Here is a 23,244-nt window from a genome sequence, read left to right as displayed (position 1 = left end):
ATGGATACCAGGGTTTGGCGAAAAACCAATGATCACGTCATTTCACTTCCCTGCGACGGCACAACCCGTATCAGGTTCGGAGGGTGTGATCTCAGCCACTCAGAGATTGCTGAGTGGCACCCCTAGTGTTTTGCAAAACCTAGCAGTGGTTTTTGATCCGAGCCGCAATCCATTCCGCTAAACGTGCAAAACCGCATGGATCTTGTCCTGCAGCGCTTAAAGGTCCAACAGTGATAAAGGCATGGCTGTGTTCAACATGAAGTCAGTGCTAGTGCTCCTCGGTTTGGGTGCTGTGAAGTGCTGCAAGCAGCTTGCTGCGGCGACGGCGGCGGCCCACAGCCCCGCTGATAATTAGACCAGCACCCACCAAAGCTGCTGGTATTGACTGCAATCGATCGCTGCCCTGCCGATGCATCAAACAAAGCATGGCCAAGACGATCAGCAAAGGAGCTGCAAGAGATAGCAAGGGATAGCCAAGAAGCTTCATGTCCTCTCCAAAGCCAGCCTTGAACGCTCATCCATCCAGGCCAATAGGGTCGCTGTCAGTACCCGAATACCAACTCCAAGACTGCTCTCCTCTAGGCAGAACTGACCATTGTGTAAAGGCGCGCACCCATTAGGACCGCTCACCCCTAATCGGAACATTGTTCCACGGACCTTTTGCAGTAGTTCTGCAAAGTCTTCAGCACCAAGCGAGGGTTGTTCAAGCCGCGACACACGCTCTTTTCCTATCTGAGAGATAGCACAACTTTCCAATAGGTCTGTGAGTTCAGGATCGTTGTAAACAGGCGGCGTAATGCTGCGATAGCGCACGATCGCCTCTGCCCCAAAACTTCCACAGATGGCCTGAACAATCTGCTCGATCCAAGCTGGGAGCTTGTCAAAAACAGCCCCGTCCAAACAGCGGACCGTACCCAGCAGCCGAACTCGATCTGCAATCACATTGAAAGCCTGACCACCTTCGATCTTCCCGAAACTCACTACCACAGGATGCAAAGCATCCAAGCGACGACTGATCGCCTCCTGCAGTCCACAAACAACTCGCGCGGCAAGCCAAATGGCATCCATAGCCTGATGAGGCCTTGCACCGTGGCCTCCTTCACCGATCACTTCGATATCCAGCTCTCCCGCCGCAGCCGTCAAGCACCCACTGCGTACACCGATACTTCCAGCCGGCAATTCGGGACAAACATGAACCCCAAACAGGGCCTCGATGCCATCGGTCGCCCCGTCCATACGCATCCAACGAGCCCCTTCGCACAATTCTTCTGCCGGTTGAAACAACAGCCTTACGCCTATTGGCATCGACTCCTCTTTGGCCAAAACCCTTGCAACCCCAAGACCAATGCAGGTATGCAGATCATGGCCACAGGCATGCATCACCCCCTCTCGCCGTGAGGCATAAACAAGCCCTGTGCGCTCTTCCACTGGCAGAGCATCCATATCCACCCGCAGGCCCACAAACGGACCACCGATTGGCCCCAACTCCGCCAACACACCTGTGCGCCCAACCCCCTCAGACACCCGCCAACCATCCCCCCGCAACTGACCTGCTACAAGGACTGCCGTCTGATGCTCCTCACCACTCAGTTCTGGATGAGCATGCAGATGGCGCCGCAACTCAATCAGCTCGGGCAAAACTTGATCAAGACGCTCGCTCCAATGAAGAAGAGGAGTCATGGAGCCTCCAACAAAGCAAGAAAATCCATCAGATCAGCCGTGGGCTGTGGTGGCCATCGGCGGATCTGCAACAACCAATCCCGTTGGCGATAGCGGTTATCCAGCCCGACTGCGGCATTCCAGTGGCTTTCAGCTTCACCAAATGAGCCGTAATGCCATAAAAGACCGCTAAGGGCCGCACGGGGATCGGCAAACATGGGATACCGGCGAATCAATGCACGCAGTTCCTTCTCCGCCAGATCAAAGTCGCCCAGCTGATAAACCGCTAACGCCTTGCTTGAGCTAGCCATAGCAAAGTCTGGGCTGGCGTCAGAGGCCTTTCTGTAAAGAGCTTCTGCCTGCAACCAGTCGCCCTGAGAGCCCAATACATTGCCCAGGTTGTAAAGAGCCGATGCATTGACAGCATCGCGCTCAAGAACCCAGTTGTAATCGCTAGCGGCTTGCTGCCAATGATGCAATACCTCCTCAGCAATACCACGGTTGAGATGAGGGTCAAGCTCTGCTGGGGCCAATTCCATGGCCCTAGTCTGATCAACGATCGCACCCTTGGGATCACCCAAAATCAACTTCACATTGCCGCGATTGCTCCACGCGGCAGGCTGCTCGGGCGCAAGCTCAAGAAACTCATCCCAAAGAGGTAGGGCTGCTTGAAAATCACCTTGCCTAGAAGCCTCGAGTGCCTGCTCAAACAGAGGCTGAAGTGATGGGGTAGCTGCTCCAGTGACGGGATCCATGACCAGCACCAGCACAACTAAAAGCAACCCTGACCATCTAGGCAGCCAATTTTTCAACTCCTGGAGAACGCTCATGGCAACTCCGGCCAACCAAGATGGCGTCGCCCCGCGCCAGTCACCACGCGCCCACGCGGAGTTCGCTGCAAAAAACCCAGCTGCAGCAGAAATGGTTCTACCACTGCTTCAAGAGTGGCTGGATCCTCTCCCAAAGCGGCAGCCAAAGTCTCCAAACCAACCGGGCCGCCGCCATGAGACTCCAGCAACAAGTCCAACAAACGCCGATCACTGGCATCAAGACCCCGAGCATCGACTCGATGCAAAGTAAGGGCCTCATCCACCAATGCAGCATCGATCAAGCTCTCCCCGCCACAGACACTCGCTACATCACGAACCCGTCGCAGCAATCTGTTGGCGATCCTCGGTGTACCCCTACAACGACGAGCAATCTCCTGGCAGGCTTGCGCAGTTAAGTGCAACCTCAGCAGCCCCGCCGCCCGCTCAACAATCGCTTGCAGATCCTCCAGGCCATAAAACTCCAATCGTTGAATAAGACCGAAACGATCCCGCAGCGGCGAGCTCAGGGCACCAGCGCGAGTCGTAGCACCCACCAGGGTGAACGGAGGCAGCTCCAATGCCCTGGTGCGAGCGGTACTGCCCTTGCCCACGGTGAGATCGAGACGCCTATCCTCCATTGCTGGATAAAGCAATTCCTCAGCAACCCTTGTGAGCCGATGAATCTCATCAATGAATAAAACCTCGCGAGGTTGCAGATTCACCAACAGACCAACGATGTCACGAGGGCGCTCGAGAGCAGGCGCACTGGTAACCCGACACTTAACACCCAATTCTTCAGCCAAAACCATGGCCATGGTGGTTTTACCCAAGCCCGGAGGGCCGTAGAGCAAAACATGATCCAAAGCATCGCCTCTGCCCATTGCCGCCTTGACGGCAATCCCCAACACCTGCTTAAGCTCACGCTGACCGATGTAGTCCTCCAAACGCCTAGGCCTAAGCCCATCTTCTCGAGCTGGACTGGCCTCTTCCGGCAAAGGGGAAGCATCTACCACCCGAGACTTTGCTTCTGGCGGCTGGGAATCAGCTCGGCCAGCACTGGAAGACACAATCGCCATGTTGGAAGAGTACCGATCCCTGGATAGGGTCGAAAGCATCGGTAAATGCAGATGGCCAAGGGAGGAAACAAAAAAGCGACTGCTGCAGCTCGAGCCGCGGCCAACCGTCTACTCGCGGACAACCGTCTGGCAAGGCATCAATACGAGATCCTCGACACCCTCGAAACTGGCATTGAGTTGGTGGGAACCGAAGTCAAGTCAATCCGGGCCGGCCAAGCCAATCTCCGCGATGGCTTCTGCCTGATTCGCAAGGGCGAACTCCAGCTCCACAATGTTCATATCTCCCCTCATAGCCATGCCGGCAGCTACTTCAATCACGATCCCCTACGAACACGCAAACTGCTCGCGCACCGCCGTGAGATCGATAAACTTCGCGGCCAACTCGACAGAAAAGGGCTCACACTGATTCCCCTCAACCTTCATCTCAAGGGTTCATGGATCAAACTCACTATTGGGCTGGGCAAAGGTCGCAAACTGCACGACAAACGCCAAGACGAGAAACGCAAACAAGCCGATCGAGAAGTGAAGTCCGCTCTGGCGCGCTACTGATCAGCCAAGGGGGTCAAGGAGGCTGAAGAAAGTTTTCTTTCGCCGAAGCACGAGGCGAGGCAATCTGGGTGTTCTAGAAGGGTGTTCTGACCGAACAAAGAAGCCATGAGCTGTATCCGGCAACGGATTCGGATTCAAAGCTGCTTAAGGCATAAAAGCTTGCGGATCGGCACGACAAGAGAGGGTCAATAGAGCTGTTGCCAAACCCTCGTTGGTCACCAGCACTTGCACAGGCGAGCCTGCTTCTGGCTCAAGGGTCACCATACGCAACGATCCGCGCTCGGCAATGACATCGCCCTGCGAGCCATAGATGGTCATCTGCATCAACGGCGTGCCCTTGATTTCTAGTACTAGTCGATGCCCAGCAGGCACCTGAAGAGAAATCAAGCGCGCAGCCCCAGGAGAAACCCTTGAAGAAAACTCAGTGGGAGTTGAAGGTCTGACCTTGAGGGTTTCGATCTGCACATCAGCCAGGCTGCGCAGAGCTGCCGCATACCAAAACTGCAAATAGGGCTCTGGAGGCTTCTGATCATTGAACGAACCCAAAAGCAATTTCTGTGCTCCTGCTGTAACCAACTGCTCAATCACACGACCATGCACCCCCAATTCGCTCAGACCTTCACGCTGCTCCTGCCAGTCAGTGTTCTTCAACTCACCTAAACGCCTGCGCAGCTGAGGTGATAGCTGTTCGATTCTGACCAACCATTCCTCCGCCAAGTCATTCCAGGCCTGGCGCAAGGGAACATCGTCCAGTGCATCGGAGGGGAAGGGACCACCTCTATGAGGGAAACGAGCTAGCACACTGGCATCCACCAACTGCAGAAACCAACTTTGTTTGACCTGCAAAGCCCGCAGCCGACTCAATAACTGCTGCCGATTGTCCACCTCTACTGCTGATGGGCTCTCCACTGGGCCATTGCCCACGAGATCTCTATCCCTGACAGGATCCATCCCTAGCGGGGAACTACGGCTGAGCAAGAACCAGCCAATCGCCGTACCTACCAATGCAGATGCCAACAAGGCACCTACAACAGACCAAAGTCTGCCTTCAGCAGCCTGCTCCCGTTCTTCAGCCCGCCGCCGCCGCCGCGACTGATGGGCAGAACGATGTTCCGTCAAGAGCGATTGAGACGTACTCGAGGGGTGATCGGATAAAGGCACTGCTTGAGGCGCGAGTGCCAGAGGGCGATCTGCTATGAGCTTAGGGCCGATGCTTTCGGGCATGATCACAGCTTGAAGGGCAGAAATCACATCCGATGCCTTTTCAAAACGCTGGTCAGGAGCCTCACTCAACATTCGCTCCAACACATCGCGAAAAGACCCATCCAGCTCAAAAGACTCTGGCCAGACCCAAGCCCGAACATCACTGTTCCAAAGTTCCTCGGGGCAACGACCAGTCAGCAAAGTCAGTGCTGTAACGCCCAAGCCATGCAAATCCATCCAAGCTTCAGCTGGTTCGGTGCTGCTCTGTGCAATTGAGGCATACGCTGAAGTCACACCACCCCAAGGGGTTATCCCTTGGGGCTGAAGTAAGCCAAAGTCCAACAAAATCGACAAGCCGTCCTGATGACGCCTCAACAGGACGCTGGGATTGATATCACCATGCACCAACCCCTTGGCATGCAAGGCAATCAAAGGAGGTAGCAGCTGCAAAAGCAACTGCAACACTTCTCCAGCGCCGAAGAGCAACTGACGCTCGGCCCGATGCTGCTGAATCTTTCGGTAAGTCACACCCTCCTGCCAGTAACGCACCGCCCAGAGGCTGACCTCCGCCTCGAACAATTCACCACAACGCGGCAACTGAGGATGGGAAAGGGATTGAAGCTCAGGCCAAAACTTCTGAAAGTGCTGCCTTGTAGGGGCATCGCTGATTTGGTGAAGCACCACCGATCTCTCACCATCGAGGATGTCGACCCCACGCCAAAGCACACCCTGGATCGGCATCGCCTTCTGGATGGTCGTATCCAACCGATAGCGCTGTGCCAGCACAGTGCCGGCAACCACGGCGCTGGGTTCGCTCACGTGACGCCGAAGCATTGATGGGCTGATCGTACTAATGGCCAATCCATTGCAACCGCTTCCGCAAAGCTAAACAGCAGAATCGACTCGTTTCCAGAAGAAAGATTGCCTTAAAAATAATCTTTATCGCGGATGATTAAATCGACATAAACCAGCAGAAAAAGGTCCACGACTGTCAACAATAATATGGACAAAGCCACATCCGAAGCCCCATGCATGAAAACAGCTGTGATTAACCCAGGAGCAGTAACCGGTCCCCAGCAAAAATTCATCAGCGACTTGGCTTCATTACTCACCTGACAACGCATTAAAAGACCTTCGTCAACGAGCACCACGCCTGGGCCCGCCACCGCCAATATGAATGCAGCTACAATCGCGACTAGAATGAGGGAAGTCAACTTCAAGGAATCAATCGCGATAAGAGTCAAAGCAAATGCAGCCGTGAGAAGCGCAAGAAGCGATGGTCTATGCCTGCATGTCCTATCACTCATCCAACAAAAACAGGGTGATGCAAATACATTTGAAATTGCAAACCAGATGATTGCAAGAGCAACTAAGCCAAAATCAGCATCTACTCCATAAGTCTATAAGTACCCGACACGGCAAGAACTCCAATCGTCAATCCTGGGAATGAAGCAACTCAAAACTCTATTGCAACCTTGCTGCTATCAATGTAGAGCATTAACCCTAGCCAAGATTATGCTGCCTTAGAAAATCCCTTGAAAGCATCAAAAGCTCACCAAAGCCAAACATTGAAAAAGGCAAGATTATTCCAAGCTCAAAAGATAGAACAACAATGATCAGACCAAATGCTATACCCGCAGCCGCACGGATATAAATAATTGCAATCGCAAAACCGCGCTTGCCAGAACCACAAAAAATTCTGCTCTACCGAACCAACCTGAACAAACGACTGCACTAGAAGCCAGCCCAAATACGTAACCATATTAACCAAAAGAAATCATCACAAAAATAGACAATGGAAAGTCCTATTATTAAAAACTCATTGCAATTAAAGGCTTTTCATACGCACATCTCAGAGCAGCCAAGCGCAACCAATAACGGATTATTCAGCGCGAATTAATATTCAAGGGCAACAAATTATAACGCCACAGCCAGACAAAAGATAGCCTCGGATCAAGCACTAAGAGCACAAATAACAGCACAAAGCCTAGAGGCTGAATCACAATGAACGCGGAAAATAATGGATTCAGCGGCCTTCAAACTTTACACTTTAATTTTCAAGTCGAAACAGAAACTTCAACCGCCCTGACTGATGACCAATTCAACCCAAGCAGAACACGCGAACCCAACATTTTGTGCGATCAGATCGATCGATGCCACTCAGTAGATTGCCTGGATCGTTTTTCCAAGGGAACTTTCCCTATCAGTGCCCTTCGGTGACCAAGAGCTTTTCTATGACCAGATCCATTCGGCCGTGGTGCTTGGGCGCACAAGTGGGGATCAGTAAAACCGTTTCCTCATGCTGAACCTGCTCTTGGCAGTGCGTCAGCGAAGTGAATCGCTGGTTGCACCCCTCGAACCGGAAGATCTCTGCCTTCAGGGCATGGCCGATGCAAGTCCGCCGAAATGGCACCTTGCTCACACCACCTGGTTCTTCGATACCTTTTTGCTTCAGCCCTATCTCAAAGGCTACGAAGGCTGTGATCCCCGCTGGAGTTATCAATTCAACTCCTATTACGAAGCGGCCGGGGCACGCCATCCAAGACCCTCACGGGGTGTCCTGACCCGGCCGACAATCAGGGAGGTCTTGGCGTGGCGGCAACGGGTGGACGCTGCATTAACGCAACTCCTGACCTCCCCGGACGCTGACCAAGAAGACATCCAGCAACTGGCAGAACTGGGTCTACATCACGAACAGCAGCATCAGGAATTGCTGTTGATGGATCTCTTGGATGGCTTCAGCCGACAACCGTTAGAGCCTGCTTATCAAACTGGCGCCGATCATCATCTGGGACCTTTAGAGCCAACCCAAGCCCGCTGGATCTCCTGCGATGGAGGTCTCTATGAAATCGGCCATGCTGGCGCAGGATTCCATTTTGACAACGAGGGACCGTCGCATCGCATCTGGCTGGAGGCCTTTGCCCTGATGGATCATTTGGTGTGCAACGACGACTTCAGGTGCTTTATCGCAGATGGGGGGTATCAGCGCCCAGAACTTTGGATGAGTGAGGGCTGGGCCGTACAACAACAACTGGGATGGCAGGCTCCCCGCTACTGGCGCGGCGACGGGCCTGCAGATCAATGGCAGGAAGAATTCACCCTGGAAGGAAGGCGGCGCTTGAATCCAAAAGCACCGGTGCGCCATTTGAGCTGGTTCGAAGCCGATGCCTACGCACGGTGGTGTGGTGCTCGATTGCCCAGCGAAGCGGAATGGGAAGTGGCCCTACAACAGCATCAACCTCTGATCCACGATGCTCACGGCAAGCTGTGGCAATGGACGGCAAGTCCTTATAGGCCCTATCCGGGATTCCTTCCTGCCCCAGGCGCTGTGGGTGAATACAACGGAAAATTCATGAGCTCCCAGTTTGTTCTTCGCGGCAGCAGCTGGCTCACACCGGAAGGCCATGAGCGCGACACCTACCGGAACTTCTTTGCACCAGCAAACCGTTGGATGGCAGCAGGACTGCGCCTGGCCCGATGAGCATCGAGCTGATTGACCTACATCCCGCCCCTGCGGATCTGAAGCAGCTGGTGCAGTCAGGGTTCAAATGCCAGCCGCGGCAACTGCCAGCTTGGGTGTTGTACGACGCGAAAGGATCACGCCTATTTGCCCAGATCTGCGAACAACCTGAATACGGCCTAACCCGCACAGAGATCAAACTACTGGAGGAGAATGCACCAGCCATTGCCAAAGCCGTAGGAGATGGCGTCATCGTGGAATTCGGCATCGGCAATGCCCGCAAGGTTTCCCCCCTACTCAACGCAATCCGGCCGTCAACCTTTGTGGCCCTGGACATCAGCCAAGCAGCTCTAAGGGATTCGCTAAACAGACTCGCAAGCACCTATCCCATGGTGTCAATACTAGGTATCTGCTGCGACCACAGCAGCATGCAAACGCTACCGCCCCACCCCCTGCTCGAGGGTGTACGCTGCATCGGCTTTTTCCCCGGCAGCTCCCTCGGCAACTTCACACCAAAAGAAGCAGTGGCAGTGCTTCGTCGGTTCCGAAAGCTGCTTGGAGGTGGTCCCCTGCTGCTCGGTCTCGACCAACCCCGTGATCCAATCCAGCTCGAGGCTGCCTACAATGATGCGGCAGGCATCTCAGCAGCTTTCGCGCGCAACCTGTTGCATCGTCTCAATCGTGAGCTGGAAGCAGATTTCAGACCGGACCACTTCTCTTATCGAGCCCGTTGGCAAGAGGAGTTTCATCGCATCGAAATGGCTCTAGTGAGCCGCTGCAGTCAAACAATCGTGATTGACAACAGCACCTGGTTATTCAGCGCCGGAGAACCACTCATCACCGAATACAGCGTCAAATACAACCCACAAGAGGCAGCCAGACTGGCTGAAAAGGCGGGCTGGAAAATCAACCAAAGATGGCACGACTCTGCCGATTCACTCTCGCTGCATCTGCTGGAACCGTCAGACTGAGCTGAGCAGAAAGAAGAAGTGCTAAATGAGCCGAGAGCAGCAACGCCAGAACGTGCGACAAGAACGTGAAAGCCTGATCCGGGAGCTAGAAGCAATCTACCGAAGGGCTTTTGAACGACTGACAGTGCTTGACCTAGGGGAAGGAAGCTTGGCAAAACTCACCCAACTGTTACTGCACTCGCGTGAGGGCGCTATCAAACCCCTGCAAGAAGAGATCGAAGCCCCACTGATCACTCGTGCCCCAGATCAGTCATGAGCGCAACCTGGCTCGACGAACTGGAACGAGTCTTAGAGGAGAGGTTGACCGACTTCCTCCGCGAGAATCCATATCAGGAGTTACTCCTCCACCAACAACACCAAAAAGACCATTACCAAAACCTGAAAAGGCAGCGACAGCAACTTCAAGAAGAAGCAGAGGAACTTCGCCGGCAACTCCTCACCCTTGCCGGCACAGTTCGGGAGTGGAGCACTCGATCGAATCGTGCCAGAAAGGCAGGAGCCTCGGCCCTGGCCGATCGGGCCGATCAACACATAGCCGATTTAATGAAGCAGGGTCGGCAACTATGGTCCGATTTGGATCAACTGGGCAATCGCTTCAAAGACGTCGAGCAGAAATTTTGCGCACTTTCTGAACAGTCAGCAAGAGATAGCTCCACTCTTGAAGAGGACTGGACACGATTTGCAGCCCAACAAGAACTGCAAGAGCTCATGCGAAAACGCGACAAGACCAATTAAGTCAGGCTTTTGGGGCCGGAGGCTCAAGACTCACGTTCTCCGGAGGAGGAGTTGGGTCTGGATCAGCAATCAGCATGTGCTGAAGCACAATTTCTGGACGCTCACTATCACGCCAGCGAATGCGATAGGCGGGCATCTTGGTGCCGCGACTGGTGGTCTGCTCAACGGGTTCCATCACCCACCCGCGCCTGGATCGACCCTGGGGATTGCGCTTGACCACCGCATCGGCGTGTTTGAAGCGGAAACCTACGCGCTCGCCACTCATAGAAATAGGACCATGCCATTGAGTTAATTATCCACTGCGACGGTTCCCGACGTTGAAGATTAAGTTTTGAGCTCCGGTCGAAGCAGAGGGAAAGCAATCACATCACGTATTGAAGGGCTATCGGTGAACAACATCACTAAGCGATCGATGCCAATACCCAAGCCACCGGTAGGGGGCATGCCCACCTCAAGAGCCTGAAGGAAATCCTCATCAACCCCATGAGCCTCAAGGTCCCCAGCCTGACGACGTGCTTGCTGAGCCTCAAGCCGCTGACGCTGATCAAGGGGATCGATTAACTCACTAAAAGCATTGGCTGTTTCCCGACCCACAATGAACAATTCAAAGCGCTCGACCAATCCTGGTTTGCTGCGATGTTGTCGGGCAAGAGGCGAGATCTCAATCGGATAATCGAGCACAAATGTTGGCTGAATCAGACTTACCTCCACTGCTTGTTCAAAGACCTCATTAAGCAAGCGGCCCACACTATCGGCCTTAGACGGCACCTCTAGACCTGCCCTCGCCATAGCCGAAGCCGCTACCGCACGGTCTTTAAAACCCATGAAATCAAGCCCCGTCGCCTCTTGCACCAGTTCGTGCATGCTGGCTCTCCGCCAAGGGGGCGTTAGGTCGATTTCTATGCCTTGATAAGTGATCCTCGTAGACCCACAGATCTGAGTACAAACTGAGGAAATCAGCTGCTCAGTAAGGCCCATCATGTCGATGTAATCCGCATAGGCCTGATAGACCTCTACAGAAGTGAATTCAGGGTTGTGGCGGGTACTCATCCCCTCGTTACGAAAGATGCGCCCAAGCTCATAGACCCGCTCAAATCCACCAACCACAAGCCTCTTAAGATGCAGCTCTGTGGCAATACGCAGATAAAGAGGAAGATCGAGTGTGTTGTGGTGAGTAATGAATGGCCTAGCTTCGGCGCCACCGGCCTCAGCCTGAAGCACCGGTGTTTCGATTTCCAAGAAGGCACGATCATCGAGCCATCGACGGATTGCACTCACCATCAATGCCCGACGGCGAAAAGTCTCACGCGACTGAGGCGACACGATCAAATCCAGATAGCGTTGCCGATAGCGCTTCTCCACATCAGCTAAACCGTGCCACTTATCCGGCAAGGGTTGCAATGATTTGCTCAAGATCTGCCAGTGCTGAACCTTCACCGAAAGCTCACCACGGTCAGTGCGACGAAGCACGCCTGTGACCCCAATCCAGTCGCCCGCGTCAACAAGGGTGGTGAGCTGAACAAAAGTTCCTGAAGCCAGCTCATTTGATGCAGCCGCATCAATGGTGGCCTTCTCCAAATACAACTGAATCGTGCCGGTCTCATCCGCCAAGGTATAGAAAGCCAACTTGCCCATGACACGACGGGTCATCACCCGACCAGCCACAGACACAGTGAGAAGCCTCTCCTCCCCCTTGGCCAAATCAGCATGATCCGCCTGCAAGTTAGCGGTGCGATGGCTTGACTCAAAGCGCAGGGCATAAGGCCCATTCCCCAGCTCTTTGAGGGTTTGTGCCTTTTCCAGGCGAGTCTCACGCAGCTCAGACAAGGCACTCAGGACTGACCTCGCCATCTTGCCGGTCGATGGAGTCGTTGCTCTACTCACCCCATCGACTTAATCAACTCGCAACGGCAACCGAAGCAGGAGCAGGAGCAGAAGCAGAAGCAGAAGCAGAAGCAGAAGCAGAAGCAGAAGCAGAAGCAGAAGCAGAAGCAGAAGCAGGCATATCCCCAACGCGCTGGGAGGAGTAACCAATTCCACGAACCGTAAGGATTAGCTCTGGATTGCGCGGGTCTGGCTCGAGCTTGCCACGCAAACGAGCTACATAAACATCGACCACACGCAAGTCGGCCGCCCGGCGAGGGGGATAACCCCAAAGCTGCTCCAAGATTTCGGCCCTGGGTACCACCCGTCCAGGTTCACGGAACAACAGTTCCAAAAGACTGAATTCGGTGTAGGTGAGGCCAATACGCTCTCCTGCACGACTCACCTGGCGGCGATTGGTGTCAACTACCAAATCACCAACTCGCAGAACACCCTGCCCAACTGGCAGATCTCTGATTTCAGCCGTAGCGGAACCTGGACCAACCCGACGCAGAATCGTGGCAATACGAGCCTCAAGTTCCTTGGGACTAAAGGGTTTAGGAATGTAATCATCTGCCCCAAGATCAAGTCCAGCTACACGTTCAGAAATGGCCTCTAATGCTGAGAGGAAAATAATCGGCACACAAGACTCAGCCCTAAGCCTTCTACAAACAGCAAAACCATCCATCTTGGGAAGCATCACATCGAGCACAAGCAAATCAGGCTGTTCTCGATGAAAAATCTCAAGAGCCTCTTCCCCATCTTCAGCACAAATCACCCGATAGCCAGCCAGTTGAAGTCGCATGACCAAGATCCGGAGGACTGCTGGCTCATCGTCAACGACAAGGATTGTTGCCTTCGGATTCCCGGGAGCCTGCGTCTCAGACCCATCATTGCTTTGGTACTGAGATAAACCCCCAGGATGTGACATATGAGCATTTCCTCATGAAGAAACACAACCTTAACCTTCCGCCTTGAGCAAAAATCGCTAACGAGCTTGAGAAATAGCAGTTTTTCTATTTATTTAAGAATTAAAAGGTACTTATACTTAGGCATCAATGACTAATTGGTGTCACTTTGGGGCCATCTAGCTTCTGCGTAGCGGTTCCACTGACGAGCAGCCTCTTCCACAGCCTCATCGCTGCTGATCTGATCGAGCATCGCCCGCTGTAACTGGGTATAAATAATGCTCTGCAGACGCTTGATCCCCGGCAAAGCCGGAACCAAAACTTTCCCGCGCTTCAAAGTCTTGGCAGACAATGCTCTAGCAGAGCGGATCTGAGCAGCCTCACGCGACTCGGGGCTCTCAGCCTTAAGAGCAATCTGAACCTGTCGCAAAGCGTTTCTAGACGATGGCAACACCTTGGCTTGCTGCGCAAAAGTTACCTGATTAACCCCATTGGTTAGAAACAAGGCAAAATCAACGGCTTCCTGCGGGCGCCTGCTCTGACGAGGCACAACCAACGTCATCACAGCGACATTCGCATTGCCATCACTACCGACAAGCGGTGGATAGGAGTTAGTCACCCTGGCCACAGCCGGAGCGTTTGTCTGGATCGTGCGTAGAAATTCAGCCCCGCTCGCCAACATGGCCAACTCACCGCTCTGATAAAGCTCTATCGCTCGCTTCTGACCCTGGCTTATCACCTCTCGAGGCAGGAGACCTTGCCGATAAAGATCGGTCCAGAAGGCAAAAGCACGTTGACCCTTTGGAGTAGCAAAACCAGCCCGCCTCCGAGAATCCAGCAAAGTGACTCCCATCTGAACCATCGACTCAAGCAGTTCAGTCGAATCGTCAGGGACCACAGTGACGAATAGGCCATAGCGACCTGTGCGCTCACGAATGCGGCGCGCATAGGAAGGTACATCCTGCCAACGTCGAGGTGGAGCATCAAGTTCGGCTTGTCGCAACAACTGCTGGTTAACCAAACTCAGCCGTACCGTGAGATACCAAGGAATGGCGATCTGTCGCCCCTCAGCATCCAGGCCAGACTCCCAAACCGAGGGAAGGTAGCGGTAGGCTGCATCGTCTGGAAGCAAAGACGTCAGATCCCTAATCCCCCCTTTGCTGGCAAGATTTGCAGCAAAGGGGGGATTGAGATTGACCACGTCTGGTGCGGTACGCGCGAACACCGCAGCCAATAACTTGCGCTCTACTGATCCCCAGGGGAGATCTGTCCAACGCACCAGCGCGCCGGGGTGATTCTGCTGCCAGTTTTTGATGACCCCCTCCATATAGGGGTTGAACTTCGGCGCCAGTTGCAACGTCCAGAGCTGCAAATCAGTTGAAGATCCCTGCTTCGGTCGACAACCCAAACCAATCAAGGCTGCACCAAGCACCACAAGGCCTGCAACAAAAACCTTTCTTCGTGACCGCAGCATTCTCATGACCTCTTCAAGCTCAAGCCAGCCGACGCCAAATCAACAGCATCCATGACACCAGCAGAGGAGCAACCAAACCAGTAATCAACGACTGTGCCAAAAAGGTATGCAACCCCCAGGCCTGAAGCCAAGACACCGAGCTATCGAACTGAATCAAAAGCGTTTGCAACCAAAGACTCAAACCAACCAGAGCTGTACCTATCCATGCCAATAATCCGAGATTGAAACTGCCCTGAATCGGTGGAGCACGCCTGCCTAGCCGCCCCCACCACCATCCAAGCGCCATCAACGCCGGCAGTTGACTTGCACCACCAAGGTTAAGGCCATCCAATACCAAGCCAAGACAAAGGCCAGCAGTGAGTCCAGAGACAGGTCCATCAACAAGGGCCCAAGGCAACAACCACAACACCGCCCAGCACGGACCTACCCCAGAAAGGTTCAACCAGGTCGGTGAAGCGAGGGTTAGCCAAGGCACGAAGAGGCTTGAAGCCAAGCAAATCGGTTGCTGATGAAGGCGCGCCATCAGCGAATCTGCACCTGCACCCAATCGATGGCTTCTGGTGCAGCGATTAACTGCACAGCTGCACGAGGAGCCGGAACTGCTCGGTCATCCACTTTCTGAATCACCCCTACAGGCAGGCCGGCGGGCAACAATGTGCTGGCAGGCGAAATGCTGACAAGATCACCTGGCACTGCATAGGGATTCTTATCGAGAAACTCCAACTGAGGCCTACTCGTACCCACACCAACCAAGAGTCCATGACGCTTGGTTCGCGGTATCCAAACTCCCACCCGACTACCTGGCGCAGTGAGCAGTTGAACACGTGCAGTGGCAGGGGTGACACTTTGAATTCTCCCCAGTAATCCTCCTGGCCCCATCACAGCATCACCCTGAGCAATGCCATGCAATCGCCCCTTGCCCAGTTCCAGTTGCTGCCACCACCCCTTCGGGGTACGGGAAATCACAGCCGCGGAAAGGCGACCAGATCCTGAGGCCTGACCAAGAGCAAGCAACCCGCGAAGTCTTTGATTGTCCTGCTCAAGCAACCGAAGTTTGCTCTGTTGCTCGAGCTGAATACCAGACTGGATCCATTCTCGCTGGGCTGATCCAGGCCAAAACGGCCGACTAAGAAGGGCATAAGCATCGGCAAAACCGGCTCCTTTACTCCAACGCACCAAACCAAGCGCTGCCACTAACAACAACCAAGGCAACACTCCACGCCAACGCCACCAACGGAAAGATGCCTGCCACGGGGAACCCCCCATCGATTCAAGCCGTCATTGAAGAGCGAGTGAATTCCGGAGTATCAAGCACCCTGCGAAGTCGCTTGTAATCCTCGAGGACCTGACCACAACCATTGACCACACACAACAATGGATCCTCTGCGACATGAGTAAAGATGCCTGTCTCATGGCTAATTAAATCGCTTATCCCGCGCACCAAGGCTCCTCCACCAGCAAGCATGATGCCACGGTCAACAATGTCAGCAGCTAATTCTGGTGGTGTGCGCTCAAGGGTGCGCTTCACGGCCTCCACAATCACGTTGAGGGGTTCTGCTATCGCCTCCCGCAAGTCTCCTGCCTGCAAACTGATCGAACGTGGCAGACCGGAGAGCAGATGCAGCCCCCGCACATCCATGGCCTGCTGATCAAACTCGTGATTGGGGAAAGCGGAGCCAATGCGGATCTTGATCTCCTCGGCCGTGCGCTCACCGACGACAAGGTTGTGAACCTTCTTCAAATAAACCCCAATGGCATCACTAATTTCATCACCGGCCACTCGAACCGACTCACTCAAGACAGTTCCTCCCAAGCTGAGCACCGCCACCTCGGTTGTGCCTCCTCCTATATCAACGATCATCGTTCCAATCGGCTCAGTAACAGGAAGACCAGCTCCAATGGCGGCTGCAACAGGCTCATCAATCAGATGAACTTCCCGAGCTCCTGCCATACCTGCCTCCCGCACGGCACGCCGTTCGACACCGGTCACTCCGCTCGGGATACCCACCACCAAGCGAGGAGCCACAATGCCTCGACCTTCATTGCCCTTCTGAATGAAGGTCTTCAGCATCTGCTCAGCTGCATCGAAATCGGCGATCACGCCATCGCGCAGTGGACGCACGGCTCGAATATTGCCAGGGGTGCGACCAAGCATCAACTTGGCATCGTCACCCACCGCCAGAGGCACACCGTTCTCCAAGTCCAGGGCTACAACAGAGGGCTCCTGAAGCACAATCCCTTTGCCCGACACGTAAATCAGGGTATTGGCCGTACCAAGATCAATGCCGATGTCGCGTGACAGTTGAAAGCGACGAAAAAACACAAGCGCTGGACTCAAGTCGGCGAATCATAGGTGTCGTAGCCAATGCAGCTTGTTACACCCAGCGATGAGGGTGGAACTCCTTATAAGCAGCCACTTAAACCGTGGCGCATCATTGACCAAACTCAAACAAATAGGTTTCATTCATGAGCGTAAATTCCGTCACACTCGTCGGTCGAGCAGGCCGTGATCCAGAAGTTCGCTACTTCGAATCGGGAACGGTTGTCGCCAACCTCACCATGGCCGTGAACCGTCGCAGTCGCGACGACGAACCAGACTGGTTCAACCTAGAGATCTGGGGCAAACAGGCTCAAGTCGCGGCGGATTATGTCAAAAAAGGATCTCTGCTGGGTATCATCGGTAGCTTCAAACTGGATCGCTGGACCGATCGCAACACCGGAGAAGAGCGAACCAAGCCTGTTGTGCGTGTGGACCGTCTAGAACTTCTAGGTTCCAAACGTGATGCAGAAGCGAGCAACTTTGGCGGAGGGGGATTTGGGGACGGCCCAAGTGAAGAGGAAGTCCCCTTTTAAGACTCATTGATCAATGAGTGTGATGACGCCTGCGCCAAATGCGCAGGCCCAGCCACATCACTGCAGCCAACACCGCAATAACCAGGGCCCCCTTAACAACCTTGGAGACAGGATCTATCCACAGCTCCACATTGCTGTACCCCTCCCCAAGCCCCAACCCAGCCAGGGTGAGTAGCAAAGTCCAGATCAGGCTGCCTGCTGTTGTCCAGATCAGGAAAGGTGCGAAAGGCATCAATTCAATGCCTGCAGGCACAGAGATCAAGGTACGAATGCCAGGCACTAGCCGTCCCCAAAACACCAACGCCGTGCCATAACGATTAAACCAACGACGGCTGCGCGCAAGTTCTGCCGGACTGATACCGATCCAACGACCATGTCGGCTGAGCCAAACCTCAAGCCTTTGCTCATTGATAACCCGCCCAATGCCATACCAAGGGAGAGCCCCCAACAAGGTGCCCAACAAACCGGCCAACACCACTGGTAAGAACTGCAGCTGCCCCTGCTGCACGTAGAAACCGCCAAGAGGCATGATCAACTCGGATGGGATCGGTGGAAAGAGATTTTCCAGAAACATGGCTGCGAATATCGCGCCATAACCCATCCACTGGTTGGCCTCCACCGCCTGGCCGATCATCTCCGGCAACTGAGTAATCAGTTCAGAAAGCCCCATGGAGCCTACGCATCACCAGGCAAGTCTTCCATGAATAGACCCTTCAAGCGCTTGAAAAGGGCAAGAGCTGCCGATCATGCCGTTCAGCTCATCAAAAAGGCCAGTTCACCTCAGCGACCTGTCTCAATAAACGAACCAGAGGAAGCGCGCCCGGGTAGCGATCAACAACGGTAGTGATCGGGCTTGAAGGGAACTTCCACTGGCACATTGATGAAGTCAGCCTGCTGCTGGGTCAGCTCGTTGAGCTGAGCACCGATGCGACCAAGGTGGAGGCATGCCACCATCTCATCAAGGTTCTTGGTCAGCTCGATCTGAGCAAGAACCTTGATTGGTGAAGGAGTTACTCATCACAAAACTCGGGTGATAAGTTCCGACAATTACATGGAGAATTGTAAAGGCGAAATAAGTGTTTCACAACTCAATTAAGTGCTTGGTCTTTTGGGGGCCGGATCAGGCGCTAGCTCTAGGTACAACGTATCGGGAGCAACTTTATGCAAAGAAAACTCACTAGTACAAATTGAATCACTCAAAAACTGACAAGAGGGTGAAAAGTAATTCTCCGCTTCATCTGAATTGCGTTTTTTTAAGTGCAGGCCATGCAACTGAAGCTGACTAAATGAGAAGGTCTTATTGCCATCTAAAAAAGGAGGAATCAGTCGATCAATAAGCGGAAATTTACGCACAGTATTTTGCAAAATAGGCGAACGAGGCATGGTGCCTTTCACCATCAGAAAACGCAAAGTCTGATCCGAAGACTTGGCTTGGAGGAAAGATGCAGCCCCCACAATACGTGAAATGCGGCCCTGCTCAAAACGTGCCTGAGCGGCAAACGAATGGCCATAGGCATAAGACATAACCACTATCAACCAAATTACGGGCAGCACTGCAAATCTCCAAACTGGACGTTTCAAACGCTCTGAAAGCGACAGCAACTGAAGAATTAGACTTGTGACAAATGGACCGAAATAAAGCATCACCCGAGGGTGCCTCACAAATGACTCTCGCAGCAGCAACATACCGCCGGGAGCCAACACCAAAACAATAAATAATCCCGCCAATGTACTTACAGCCACAGGCAAGGATCTCCACTGAATGAGCAAGGCCGCATAGCTGACGAAGAACAGCACAAATGGCAGCAAAACAGGCAAAGAGCTGAAATCTTTGGCCAGCATCTGGAACGGCTCACAGGCTGATATGAAGAGCTTCAATACCAGGGCACTATTGAACTGTTTGAGCTCAGCTGCACCGGCAGCGTATCCATTTAATCTTTGTTCGAAGAACAGTGCTACCACCAAGCGATAGAGACCATAACCTCCTGCATAAATCACCGCACTGATTAACAGACGCCATTGCAGAGAAAGAACCTGCCAATGTCGATCAAGAACTCCGATAGATGAGGCCACACAGAAACAGCCCGTCAACACCAAGAAGCCATTGGCTGCTGGTTGATAGAGGTTGAAAGAGACCAACAACAGCGCTAGGGCAACTGCAATTATTCGCCAGCTTTTGCTCCGATGTACAAGAATTGCAGCCGTAATGGCAGAAGCCAAAGCTAATGCCATGAAGAGTGCATCGAAGCCGTAGGACATGGCCTGAAGCGCATAAGGCTGTGCCATCAGAGGCAGGCTGGCAATAGCTGACCAAAAAGGCGATCGGATGCCATAAGCCCTTGCACAGGCCACACCGACTAAAGACAAAATTGCAATAGCTGCCAGGGTGTACAGAGGTGAAACCCCCGTAGCCGGGCGACCAAAATTGAGCCATCCAACCAGTACATCAGCCAAAGGGCGGCCAACCCTGACCCAATCAAGGTTTCCATACATTGCCCTCTCAATGTCATCGATGTAGAGATCGACTGCAAGAAGCAATGGGAAAAGAGTGAAAAATCCTACTGCAAAAACAGACTTCCACTGACGCTGGAGTTGTAAATCCTGCACCAGATAAGAGCACCACTGCCGAATCATGTATGTACCCAATTCCTTCAACCTAAATATAAAAAAAGCCAGGTCTCGAAAGGACCTGGCAAAACTTCTGAAGTGAGTGGATCAATAGCGATAATGGTCGGGCTTATAGGGGCCTTCAACAGGCACACTGATGTAATCGGCCTGCTGCTTGGTGAGCTCAGTAAGCTTCGCGCCGATCTTCTCCAAGTGAAGGCGAGCCACCATCTCATCGAGGTGCTTGGGCAGCACATACACCTGATCGGCATACTGATCACCTTTCGAAAACAACTCAATTTGAGCTAACACCTGATTGGTAAAGGAATTGCTCATCACAAAGCTCGGGTGACCGGTCGCACAGCCAAGGTTCACCAAACGCCCTTCAGCCAGAAGAATGATCTTATTTCCGCTGGGAAGAGTGATGTGATCAACCTGAGGCTTGATATTCTCCCAGGGATAATCCTTCAAAGATGCAACATCAATCTCATTATCAAAGTGACCGATGTTGCAAACAATCGCCTCATCCTTCATACGGATCAGATGTTCATGGCGAATCACCTGAAAGTTGCCTGTGGAGGTCACAAAGATATCGACATCCTGAACCACCTCATCTAGGCGCACCACCCGATAACCCTCCATCGCGGCCTGAAGAGCACAGATGGGGTCAATTTCAGCAATCATCACAGTGGCACCAAGGCCCCGTAGCGATTGAGCTGAACCCTTACCCACATCGCCATAGCCCATCACCAAAGCAACCTTGCCAGCAACCATCACATCAGTGGCCCGCTTGATGCCATCCACCAAGGATTCACGACAACCATAGAGATTGTCGAACTTGCTCTTAGTCACCGAGTCATTGACATTGATCGCCGGGAAAGGCAATTCACCGCTCTTTTGCATCTGATACAGACGCGCGACACCCGTTGTTGTCTCTTCTGTTACCCCCTGAATATTGCTCTTAATACGGGAATAAAAATTGGAGTCCTGGGCCAACTTGGTACGAATCGAGGCAAACAATGCCGTCTCTTCCTCGTTGCCAGGGTTATCCAATACAGAACGATCGCTCTCGGCCTTGCTGCCAAGCATCACCAAGCCAGTTGCATCGCCACCGTCATCCAAGATCATGTTGGGAGTGCCACCGTCACCCCACTCGAGAATGCGATGGGTATAGGCCCAATACTCATCAAGAGTCTCGCCCTTGGTTGCAAACACAGGCACGCCGCTAGCGGCAATAGCAGCAGCGGCGTGATCTTGAGTAGAAAAAATGTTGCATGAAGCCCAGCGCACATCAGCACCGAGGGCCACCAGCGTCTCAATCAACACACCGGTCTGAATGGTCATGTGCAGACTGCCAGCAATGCGAGCCCCCTTGAGAGGTTTTTCGCTGCCGTGCTTGACCCTGAGGGCCATCAAACCTGGCATCTCAGTTTCAGCAATGCTTAATTCCTTACGGCCAAAATCCGCTAGGTCGATGTCTGCTACTACGTATTGAGGGGGGGCCTGCAACGAGGCCGTTGATGTGGGCACTGCCACCATGGTTCAAAGCTCCCTTGGGGGAATCGTGGACGGAAATCTCAGCGAAGTCGCCGAGACTTCGAGATCGCTTATGGGGCAATCTACAGATGACTCATGGATTCTTGAAAATCTTGATGCCACTCGATGCCTAGGAATAGCACTTGTCCAGCGGCTACCTGCTTTATCAGTGCTGTTGCTAGAGGGGCCCCTGGGAGCTGGCAAAACCTCTGTGGTGCAAGGCATCGCAACCGCTCTCGGCATCCGTGAGCCGATCACATCACCTACATACGCTCTTGCTCAGCACTACCCGGACGGGAATCCTCCTCTGATCCATCTAGATCTCTACCGCTTGGAGCAACCCAGCACTGCCAATGAGCTATTTCTGCAAGAGGAAGAAGAAGCCCAAGCACTAGGTGCCCTCATGGCCGTGGAATGGCCTGATCGATTAAGCCTGAACTTGCCTGAAGCCTGGAGATTGCAATTGCAGCATCGAGCTCAAGGAGGTCGTCTGGCTCAGTTCACCTCACCTGCGAACGACCCCAAAAACTCTTCCACATGCATCTGAGACGGCTGCGGATCGATACCACCAGCCCCTCCACAAACAAGCGCGCCACAGGCTGCAGCAAAACGAACCATCTCCCGAGCCTTGATCAGATCTCCTTGAGATGAGGCATCCATCAAAAATTGATGCAGCAATCCTGCAGTGAAAGCATCCCCAGCACCGGTGGTGTCGAGAACTGAAGGGGGAGAAAGCGCTGCAAGCTCACCAACACAACCCCCTATCCACCAGCGCACCGGACGCGCCCCATCGGTCACAACCACATCCGGCTGCTGCGGAAGGGATCGCGCAATCACTGCAGGGTCGTCAGTGTCAAAGAACCAAACGGCCTCTTCCCTAGCCAGTTTGAGCAGAGAAGCACGCTCAAGAAGCGGCGCAATCGCCTGCAAGGCCTTCTCATCAGGGCCACTATCAGGAGCACGGCCAGGATCCCAGAAAGTTGGACGCCAGTTGACATCCAGGGCTATCTCAAGCCCTACTGTTTGTGCCTGCTCAACGCACCAAAGCAAGGATTGGGCTGAAGCTGGTGTGGCCAAAGGAATGGAGCCGATCAACAACCAGCTCGCCTTACCTACCAGCAAAGGCCAACTGGCCGCCAACGCATCTAAAGACAGAGACTGATCAGCAAAACCGTCTCCGCGATCGCCTGCAAAACCCTGGAACACCCTCTCCCCATCAAGATCACGACGCACCAAAACAATGCGACTGGGTCGGCGCTGATCGATCTGCAGACCAGCAAGGTTCACGCCTCGAGTGTCAAACAATTCGCGAAACCTGGCCCCGATGGCATCGTCTCCCAGACGTCCTACAAAAGCCACCTTGCGGCCAAGCCGAGCTAACCCACAAGCCACGTTGGCAGGGGCTCCCCCTAGGCAATCCTCCACAGGCTGATCCACAGCTGGATCTCCCCCCAGCGGTCCAAGACGATCCACCAGCGCCTCGCCCAAGCAAATCACCTCAGGCTCATGGCTGTGAACAGGATTGGTCCCCGTCATCAGTT

Annotated in this window: 25 protein-coding genes, 1 pseudogene and 1 riboswitch; of the genes and pseudogenes, 8 read left to right on the top strand and 18 right to left on the bottom strand. The window is 53.6% G+C overall.

From position 1 onward, the window contains the following. Positions 1-30: 30 nt before the first annotated feature. A riboswitch (TPP riboswitch) is annotated at positions 31-134 on the bottom strand. A 134-nt stretch (positions 135-268) separates the two neighbouring features. The 4 genes from SIB66_RS04530 to ruvB are packed head-to-tail and all read right to left on the bottom strand — an operon-like array spanning position 269 to position 3,544. Then, positions 269-487: a DUF3188 domain-containing protein gene (locus tag SIB66_RS04530; RefSeq protein WP_063405665.1), complete on the bottom strand. Its 219-nt coding sequence runs from the start codon at positions 485-487 to the stop codon at positions 269-271. Next, on the bottom strand, positions 484-1,680 hold the full coding sequence (locus SIB66_RS04525) for an amidohydrolase (protein WP_063405664.1): 1,197 nt from the start codon (positions 1,678-1,680) through the stop codon (positions 484-486). The genes SIB66_RS04530 and SIB66_RS04525 overlap by 4 nt, the downstream gene beginning before the upstream one ends. Further along, a complete protein-coding gene (locus tag SIB66_RS04520) occupies positions 1,677-2,489 on the bottom strand; it encodes a tetratricopeptide repeat protein (RefSeq protein ID WP_063405663.1) in 813 nt (270 codons plus the stop codon). The genes SIB66_RS04525 and SIB66_RS04520 overlap by 4 nt, the downstream gene beginning before the upstream one ends. Continuing rightward, positions 2,486-3,544, bottom strand: coding sequence for a Holliday junction branch migration DNA helicase RuvB (ruvB, locus tag SIB66_RS04515; protein WP_063405662.1), 1,059 nt, complete (start codon positions 3,542-3,544; stop codon positions 2,486-2,488). The genes SIB66_RS04520 and ruvB overlap by 4 nt, the downstream gene beginning before the upstream one ends. Positions 3,545-3,595: 51 nt before the next feature. On the opposite strand from ruvB, the gene smpB reads away from it, so the two are divergent. Then, positions 3,596-4,093 carry an SsrA-binding protein SmpB gene (smpB, locus tag SIB66_RS04510; protein WP_011129533.1) on the top strand — a complete coding sequence of 166 codons (498 nt, stop codon included), beginning with the start codon at positions 3,596-3,598 and terminating at the stop codon, positions 4,091-4,093. Positions 4,094-4,237: 144 nt separating this feature from the next. Here smpB and SIB66_RS04505 read toward each other — a convergent pair whose 3' ends face one another. Then, the gene (locus tag SIB66_RS04505; protein WP_063405661.1) at positions 4,238-6,130 is read right to left on the bottom strand and encodes a serine/threonine protein kinase; all 1,893 of its coding nucleotides are present in this window, start codon (positions 6,128-6,130) and stop codon (positions 4,238-4,240) included. Between the two features lie 92 nt (positions 6,131-6,222). After that, entirely contained in the window at positions 6,223-6,510 is a 288-nt protein-coding gene (locus SIB66_RS04500; protein ID WP_413410267.1) for a hypothetical protein, read from the bottom strand. Between the two features lie 1,085 nt (positions 6,511-7,595). Here SIB66_RS04500 and egtB point away from each other — a divergent pair. Genes egtB through SIB66_RS04480 form a run of 4 tightly spaced genes read left to right on the top strand, consistent with a single transcriptional unit; the run spans position 7,596 to position 10,462 of the window. Further along, positions 7,596-8,777 (top strand): ergothioneine biosynthesis protein EgtB, encoded by a 1,182-nt coding sequence (egtB, locus tag SIB66_RS04495; protein ID WP_063405659.1) that lies wholly within the window; start codon positions 7,596-7,598, stop codon positions 8,775-8,777. Then, entirely contained in the window at positions 8,774-9,727 is a 954-nt protein-coding gene (egtD, locus tag SIB66_RS04490) for an L-histidine N(alpha)-methyltransferase (protein ID WP_063405658.1), read from the top strand. Before egtB ends, egtD begins: the two co-directional genes overlap by 4 nt. A 25-nt stretch (positions 9,728-9,752) precedes the next feature. Beyond that, positions 9,753-9,983: a hercynine metabolism small protein gene (locus SIB66_RS04485; RefSeq protein WP_063405657.1), complete on the top strand. Its 231-nt coding sequence runs from the start codon at positions 9,753-9,755 to the stop codon at positions 9,981-9,983. Next, positions 9,980-10,462, top strand: coding sequence for a hercynine metabolism protein (locus tag SIB66_RS04480; RefSeq protein ID WP_063405656.1), 483 nt, complete (start codon positions 9,980-9,982; stop codon positions 10,460-10,462). The genes SIB66_RS04485 and SIB66_RS04480 overlap by 4 nt, the downstream gene beginning before the upstream one ends. Before the next feature lies 1 nt (position 10,463). On the opposite strand, the gene SIB66_RS04475 is transcribed toward SIB66_RS04480, so the two are convergent. From SIB66_RS04475 to SIB66_RS04445, 7 genes are all read right to left on the bottom strand, one after another. Further along, on the bottom strand, positions 10,464-10,727 hold the full coding sequence (locus tag SIB66_RS04475; protein ID WP_006042532.1) for a hypothetical protein: 264 nt from the start codon (positions 10,725-10,727) through the stop codon (positions 10,464-10,466). Between the two features lie 59 nt (positions 10,728-10,786). Next, positions 10,787-12,313, bottom strand: a complete 1,527-nt coding sequence (gene lysS, locus SIB66_RS04470) for a lysine--tRNA ligase (protein ID WP_236070074.1) — start codon at positions 12,311-12,313, stop codon at positions 10,787-10,789. A 46-nt stretch (positions 12,314-12,359) separates the two neighbouring features. Beyond that, positions 12,360-13,256 carry a response regulator transcription factor RpaB gene (gene rpaB / locus SIB66_RS04465; protein WP_063421402.1) on the bottom strand — a complete coding sequence of 299 codons (897 nt, stop codon included), beginning with the start codon at positions 13,254-13,256 and terminating at the stop codon, positions 12,360-12,362. A 131-nt stretch (positions 13,257-13,387) separates the two neighbouring features. Then, on the bottom strand, positions 13,388-14,707 hold the full coding sequence (locus SIB66_RS04460; protein ID WP_063421400.1) for an ABC transporter substrate-binding protein: 1,320 nt from the start codon (positions 14,705-14,707) through the stop codon (positions 13,388-13,390). Positions 14,708-14,726: 19 nt separating this feature from the next. Further along, positions 14,727-15,230: a hypothetical protein gene (locus SIB66_RS04455; protein ID WP_063405694.1), complete on the bottom strand. Its 504-nt coding sequence runs from the start codon at positions 15,228-15,230 to the stop codon at positions 14,727-14,729. Continuing rightward, positions 15,230-15,973, bottom strand: coding sequence for a rod shape-determining protein MreC (mreC, locus tag SIB66_RS04450; RefSeq protein WP_063405652.1), 744 nt, complete (start codon positions 15,971-15,973; stop codon positions 15,230-15,232). The genes SIB66_RS04455 and mreC overlap by 1 nt, the downstream gene beginning before the upstream one ends. 4 nt (positions 15,974-15,977) lie before the next feature. Then, a complete protein-coding gene (locus SIB66_RS04445; protein ID WP_063405651.1) occupies positions 15,978-17,030 on the bottom strand; it encodes a rod shape-determining protein in 1,053 nt (350 codons plus the stop codon). A 143-nt stretch (positions 17,031-17,173) separates the two neighbouring features. Between SIB66_RS04445 and SIB66_RS04440 the strand changes: the two genes are divergently transcribed. Continuing rightward, positions 17,174-17,560 (top strand): single-stranded DNA-binding protein, encoded by a 387-nt coding sequence (locus tag SIB66_RS04440; RefSeq protein WP_011129520.1) that lies wholly within the window; start codon positions 17,174-17,176, stop codon positions 17,558-17,560. Between the two features lie 10 nt (positions 17,561-17,570). Here SIB66_RS04440 and SIB66_RS04435 read toward each other — a convergent pair whose 3' ends face one another. Continuing rightward, positions 17,571-18,230, bottom strand: coding sequence for a DedA family protein (locus tag SIB66_RS04435; protein WP_063405650.1), 660 nt, complete (start codon positions 18,228-18,230; stop codon positions 17,571-17,573). Between the two features lie 30 nt (positions 18,231-18,260). On the opposite strand from SIB66_RS04435, the gene SIB66_RS04430 reads away from it, so the two are divergent. Then, the gene (locus SIB66_RS04430) at positions 18,261-18,404 is read left to right on the top strand and encodes a hypothetical protein (RefSeq protein ID WP_236073632.1); all 144 of its coding nucleotides are present in this window, start codon (positions 18,261-18,263) and stop codon (positions 18,402-18,404) included. Here the strand turns inward: SIB66_RS04430 and SIB66_RS04425 are convergent. The 3 genes and pseudogenes from SIB66_RS04425 to ahcY all read right to left on the bottom strand — a co-directional run. Next, positions 18,392-18,599, bottom strand: a pseudogene (locus SIB66_RS04425) (adenosylhomocysteinase); the annotation flags it as partial. The gene SIB66_RS04430 and the pseudogene SIB66_RS04425 overlap by 13 nt on opposite strands. A 53-nt stretch (positions 18,600-18,652) precedes the next feature. After that, positions 18,653-20,194, bottom strand: coding sequence for a glucosyltransferase domain-containing protein (locus SIB66_RS04420; RefSeq protein ID WP_236070073.1), 1,542 nt, complete (start codon positions 20,192-20,194; stop codon positions 18,653-18,655). A gap of 81 nt (positions 20,195-20,275) precedes the next feature. Beyond that, positions 20,276-21,706, bottom strand: a complete 1,431-nt coding sequence (gene ahcY, locus SIB66_RS04415) for an adenosylhomocysteinase (RefSeq protein ID WP_063405648.1) — start codon at positions 21,704-21,706, stop codon at positions 20,276-20,278. A 70-nt stretch (positions 21,707-21,776) separates the two neighbouring features. Here ahcY and tsaE point away from each other — a divergent pair, with 70 nt between their 5' ends. Next, positions 21,777-22,250, top strand: a complete 474-nt coding sequence (gene tsaE, locus SIB66_RS04410) for a tRNA (adenosine(37)-N6)-threonylcarbamoyltransferase complex ATPase subunit type 1 TsaE (protein WP_063405693.1) — start codon at positions 21,777-21,779, stop codon at positions 22,248-22,250. Here tsaE and SIB66_RS04405 read toward each other — a convergent pair. After that, the gene (locus tag SIB66_RS04405; protein ID WP_063405647.1) at positions 22,199-23,239 is read right to left on the bottom strand and encodes a carbohydrate kinase family protein; all 1,041 of its coding nucleotides are present in this window, start codon (positions 23,237-23,239) and stop codon (positions 22,199-22,201) included. The two genes, tsaE and SIB66_RS04405, sit on opposite strands and share 52 nt — an antisense overlap. Positions 23,240-23,244 lie beyond the last annotated feature (5 nt).

This window comes from Prochlorococcus sp. MIT 1318 (genome assembly GCF_047304505.1).
In the GTDB taxonomy this organism is placed as follows: Bacteria; Cyanobacteriota; Cyanobacteriia; order PCC-6307; family Cyanobiaceae; genus Prochlorococcus; species Prochlorococcus marinus_D.
The sequence above is the reverse complement of the archived record's forward strand: the minus strand, read 5'-3'. Positions and strand labels throughout refer to the sequence as shown.

Bases quoted from the DNA above. Each gene is read 5' to 3' on its own strand.
- SIB66_RS04475 (WP_006042532.1), bottom strand. From the start codon at position 10,727: ATGAGTGGCGAGCGCGTAGGTTTCCGCTTCAAACACGCCGATGCGGTG.
- egtB (WP_063405659.1), top strand. From the start codon at position 7,596: ATGCTGAACCTGCTCTTGGCAGTGCGTCAGCGAAGTGAATCGCTGGTT.
- mreC (WP_063405652.1), bottom strand. From the start codon at position 15,973: ATGGGGGGTTCCCCGTGGCAGGCATCTTTCCGTTGGTGGCGTTGGCGT.
- SIB66_RS04460 (WP_063421400.1), bottom strand. From the start codon at position 14,707: ATGCTGCGGTCACGAAGAAAGGTTTTTGTTGCAGGCCTTGTGGTGCTT.
- smpB (WP_011129533.1), top strand. From the start codon at position 3,596: ATGGCCAAGGGAGGAAACAAAAAAGCGACTGCTGCAGCTCGAGCCGCG.
- egtD (WP_063405658.1), top strand. From the start codon at position 8,774: ATGAGCATCGAGCTGATTGACCTACATCCCGCCCCTGCGGATCTGAAG.
- SIB66_RS04525 (WP_063405664.1), bottom strand. From the start codon at position 1,680: ATGACTCCTCTTCTTCATTGGAGCGAGCGTCTTGATCAAGTTTTGCCC.
- SIB66_RS04455 (WP_063405694.1), bottom strand. From the start codon at position 15,230: ATGGCGCGCCTTCATCAGCAACCGATTTGCTTGGCTTCAAGCCTCTTC.
- tsaE (WP_063405693.1), top strand. From the start codon at position 21,777: ATGGGGCAATCTACAGATGACTCATGGATTCTTGAAAATCTTGATGCC.
- rpaB (WP_063421402.1), bottom strand. From the start codon at position 13,256: ATGTCACATCCTGGGGGTTTATCTCAGTACCAAAGCAATGATGGGTCT.
- SIB66_RS04530 (WP_063405665.1), bottom strand. From the start codon at position 487: ATGAAGCTTCTTGGCTATCCCTTGCTATCTCTTGCAGCTCCTTTGCTG.
- SIB66_RS04405 (WP_063405647.1), bottom strand. From the start codon at position 23,239: ATGACGGGGACCAATCCTGTTCACAGCCATGAGCCTGAGGTGATTTGC.
- SIB66_RS04435 (WP_063405650.1), bottom strand. From the start codon at position 18,230: ATGGGGCTTTCTGAACTGATTACTCAGTTGCCGGAGATGATCGGCCAG.
- lysS (WP_236070074.1), bottom strand. From the start codon at position 12,313: ATGGCGAGGTCAGTCCTGAGTGCCTTGTCTGAGCTGCGTGAGACTCGC.
- ruvB (WP_063405662.1), bottom strand. From the start codon at position 3,544: ATGGCGATTGTGTCTTCCAGTGCTGGCCGAGCTGATTCCCAGCCGCCA.
- SIB66_RS04440 (WP_011129520.1), top strand. From the start codon at position 17,174: ATGAGCGTAAATTCCGTCACACTCGTCGGTCGAGCAGGCCGTGATCCA.
- SIB66_RS04480 (WP_063405656.1), top strand. From the start codon at position 9,980: ATGAGCGCAACCTGGCTCGACGAACTGGAACGAGTCTTAGAGGAGAGG.
- SIB66_RS04420 (WP_236070073.1), bottom strand. From the start codon at position 20,194: ATGATTCGGCAGTGGTGCTCTTATCTGGTGCAGGATTTACAACTCCAG.
- SIB66_RS04505 (WP_063405661.1), bottom strand. From the start codon at position 6,130: ATGCTTCGGCGTCACGTGAGCGAACCCAGCGCCGTGGTTGCCGGCACT.
- SIB66_RS04430 (WP_236073632.1), top strand. From the start codon at position 18,261: ATGAATAGACCCTTCAAGCGCTTGAAAAGGGCAAGAGCTGCCGATCAT.
- SIB66_RS04485 (WP_063405657.1), top strand. From the start codon at position 9,753: ATGAGCCGAGAGCAGCAACGCCAGAACGTGCGACAAGAACGTGAAAGC.
- SIB66_RS04520 (WP_063405663.1), bottom strand. From the start codon at position 2,489: ATGAGCGTTCTCCAGGAGTTGAAAAATTGGCTGCCTAGATGGTCAGGG.
- ahcY (WP_063405648.1), bottom strand. From the start codon at position 21,706: ATGGTGGCAGTGCCCACATCAACGGCCTCGTTGCAGGCCCCCCCTCAA.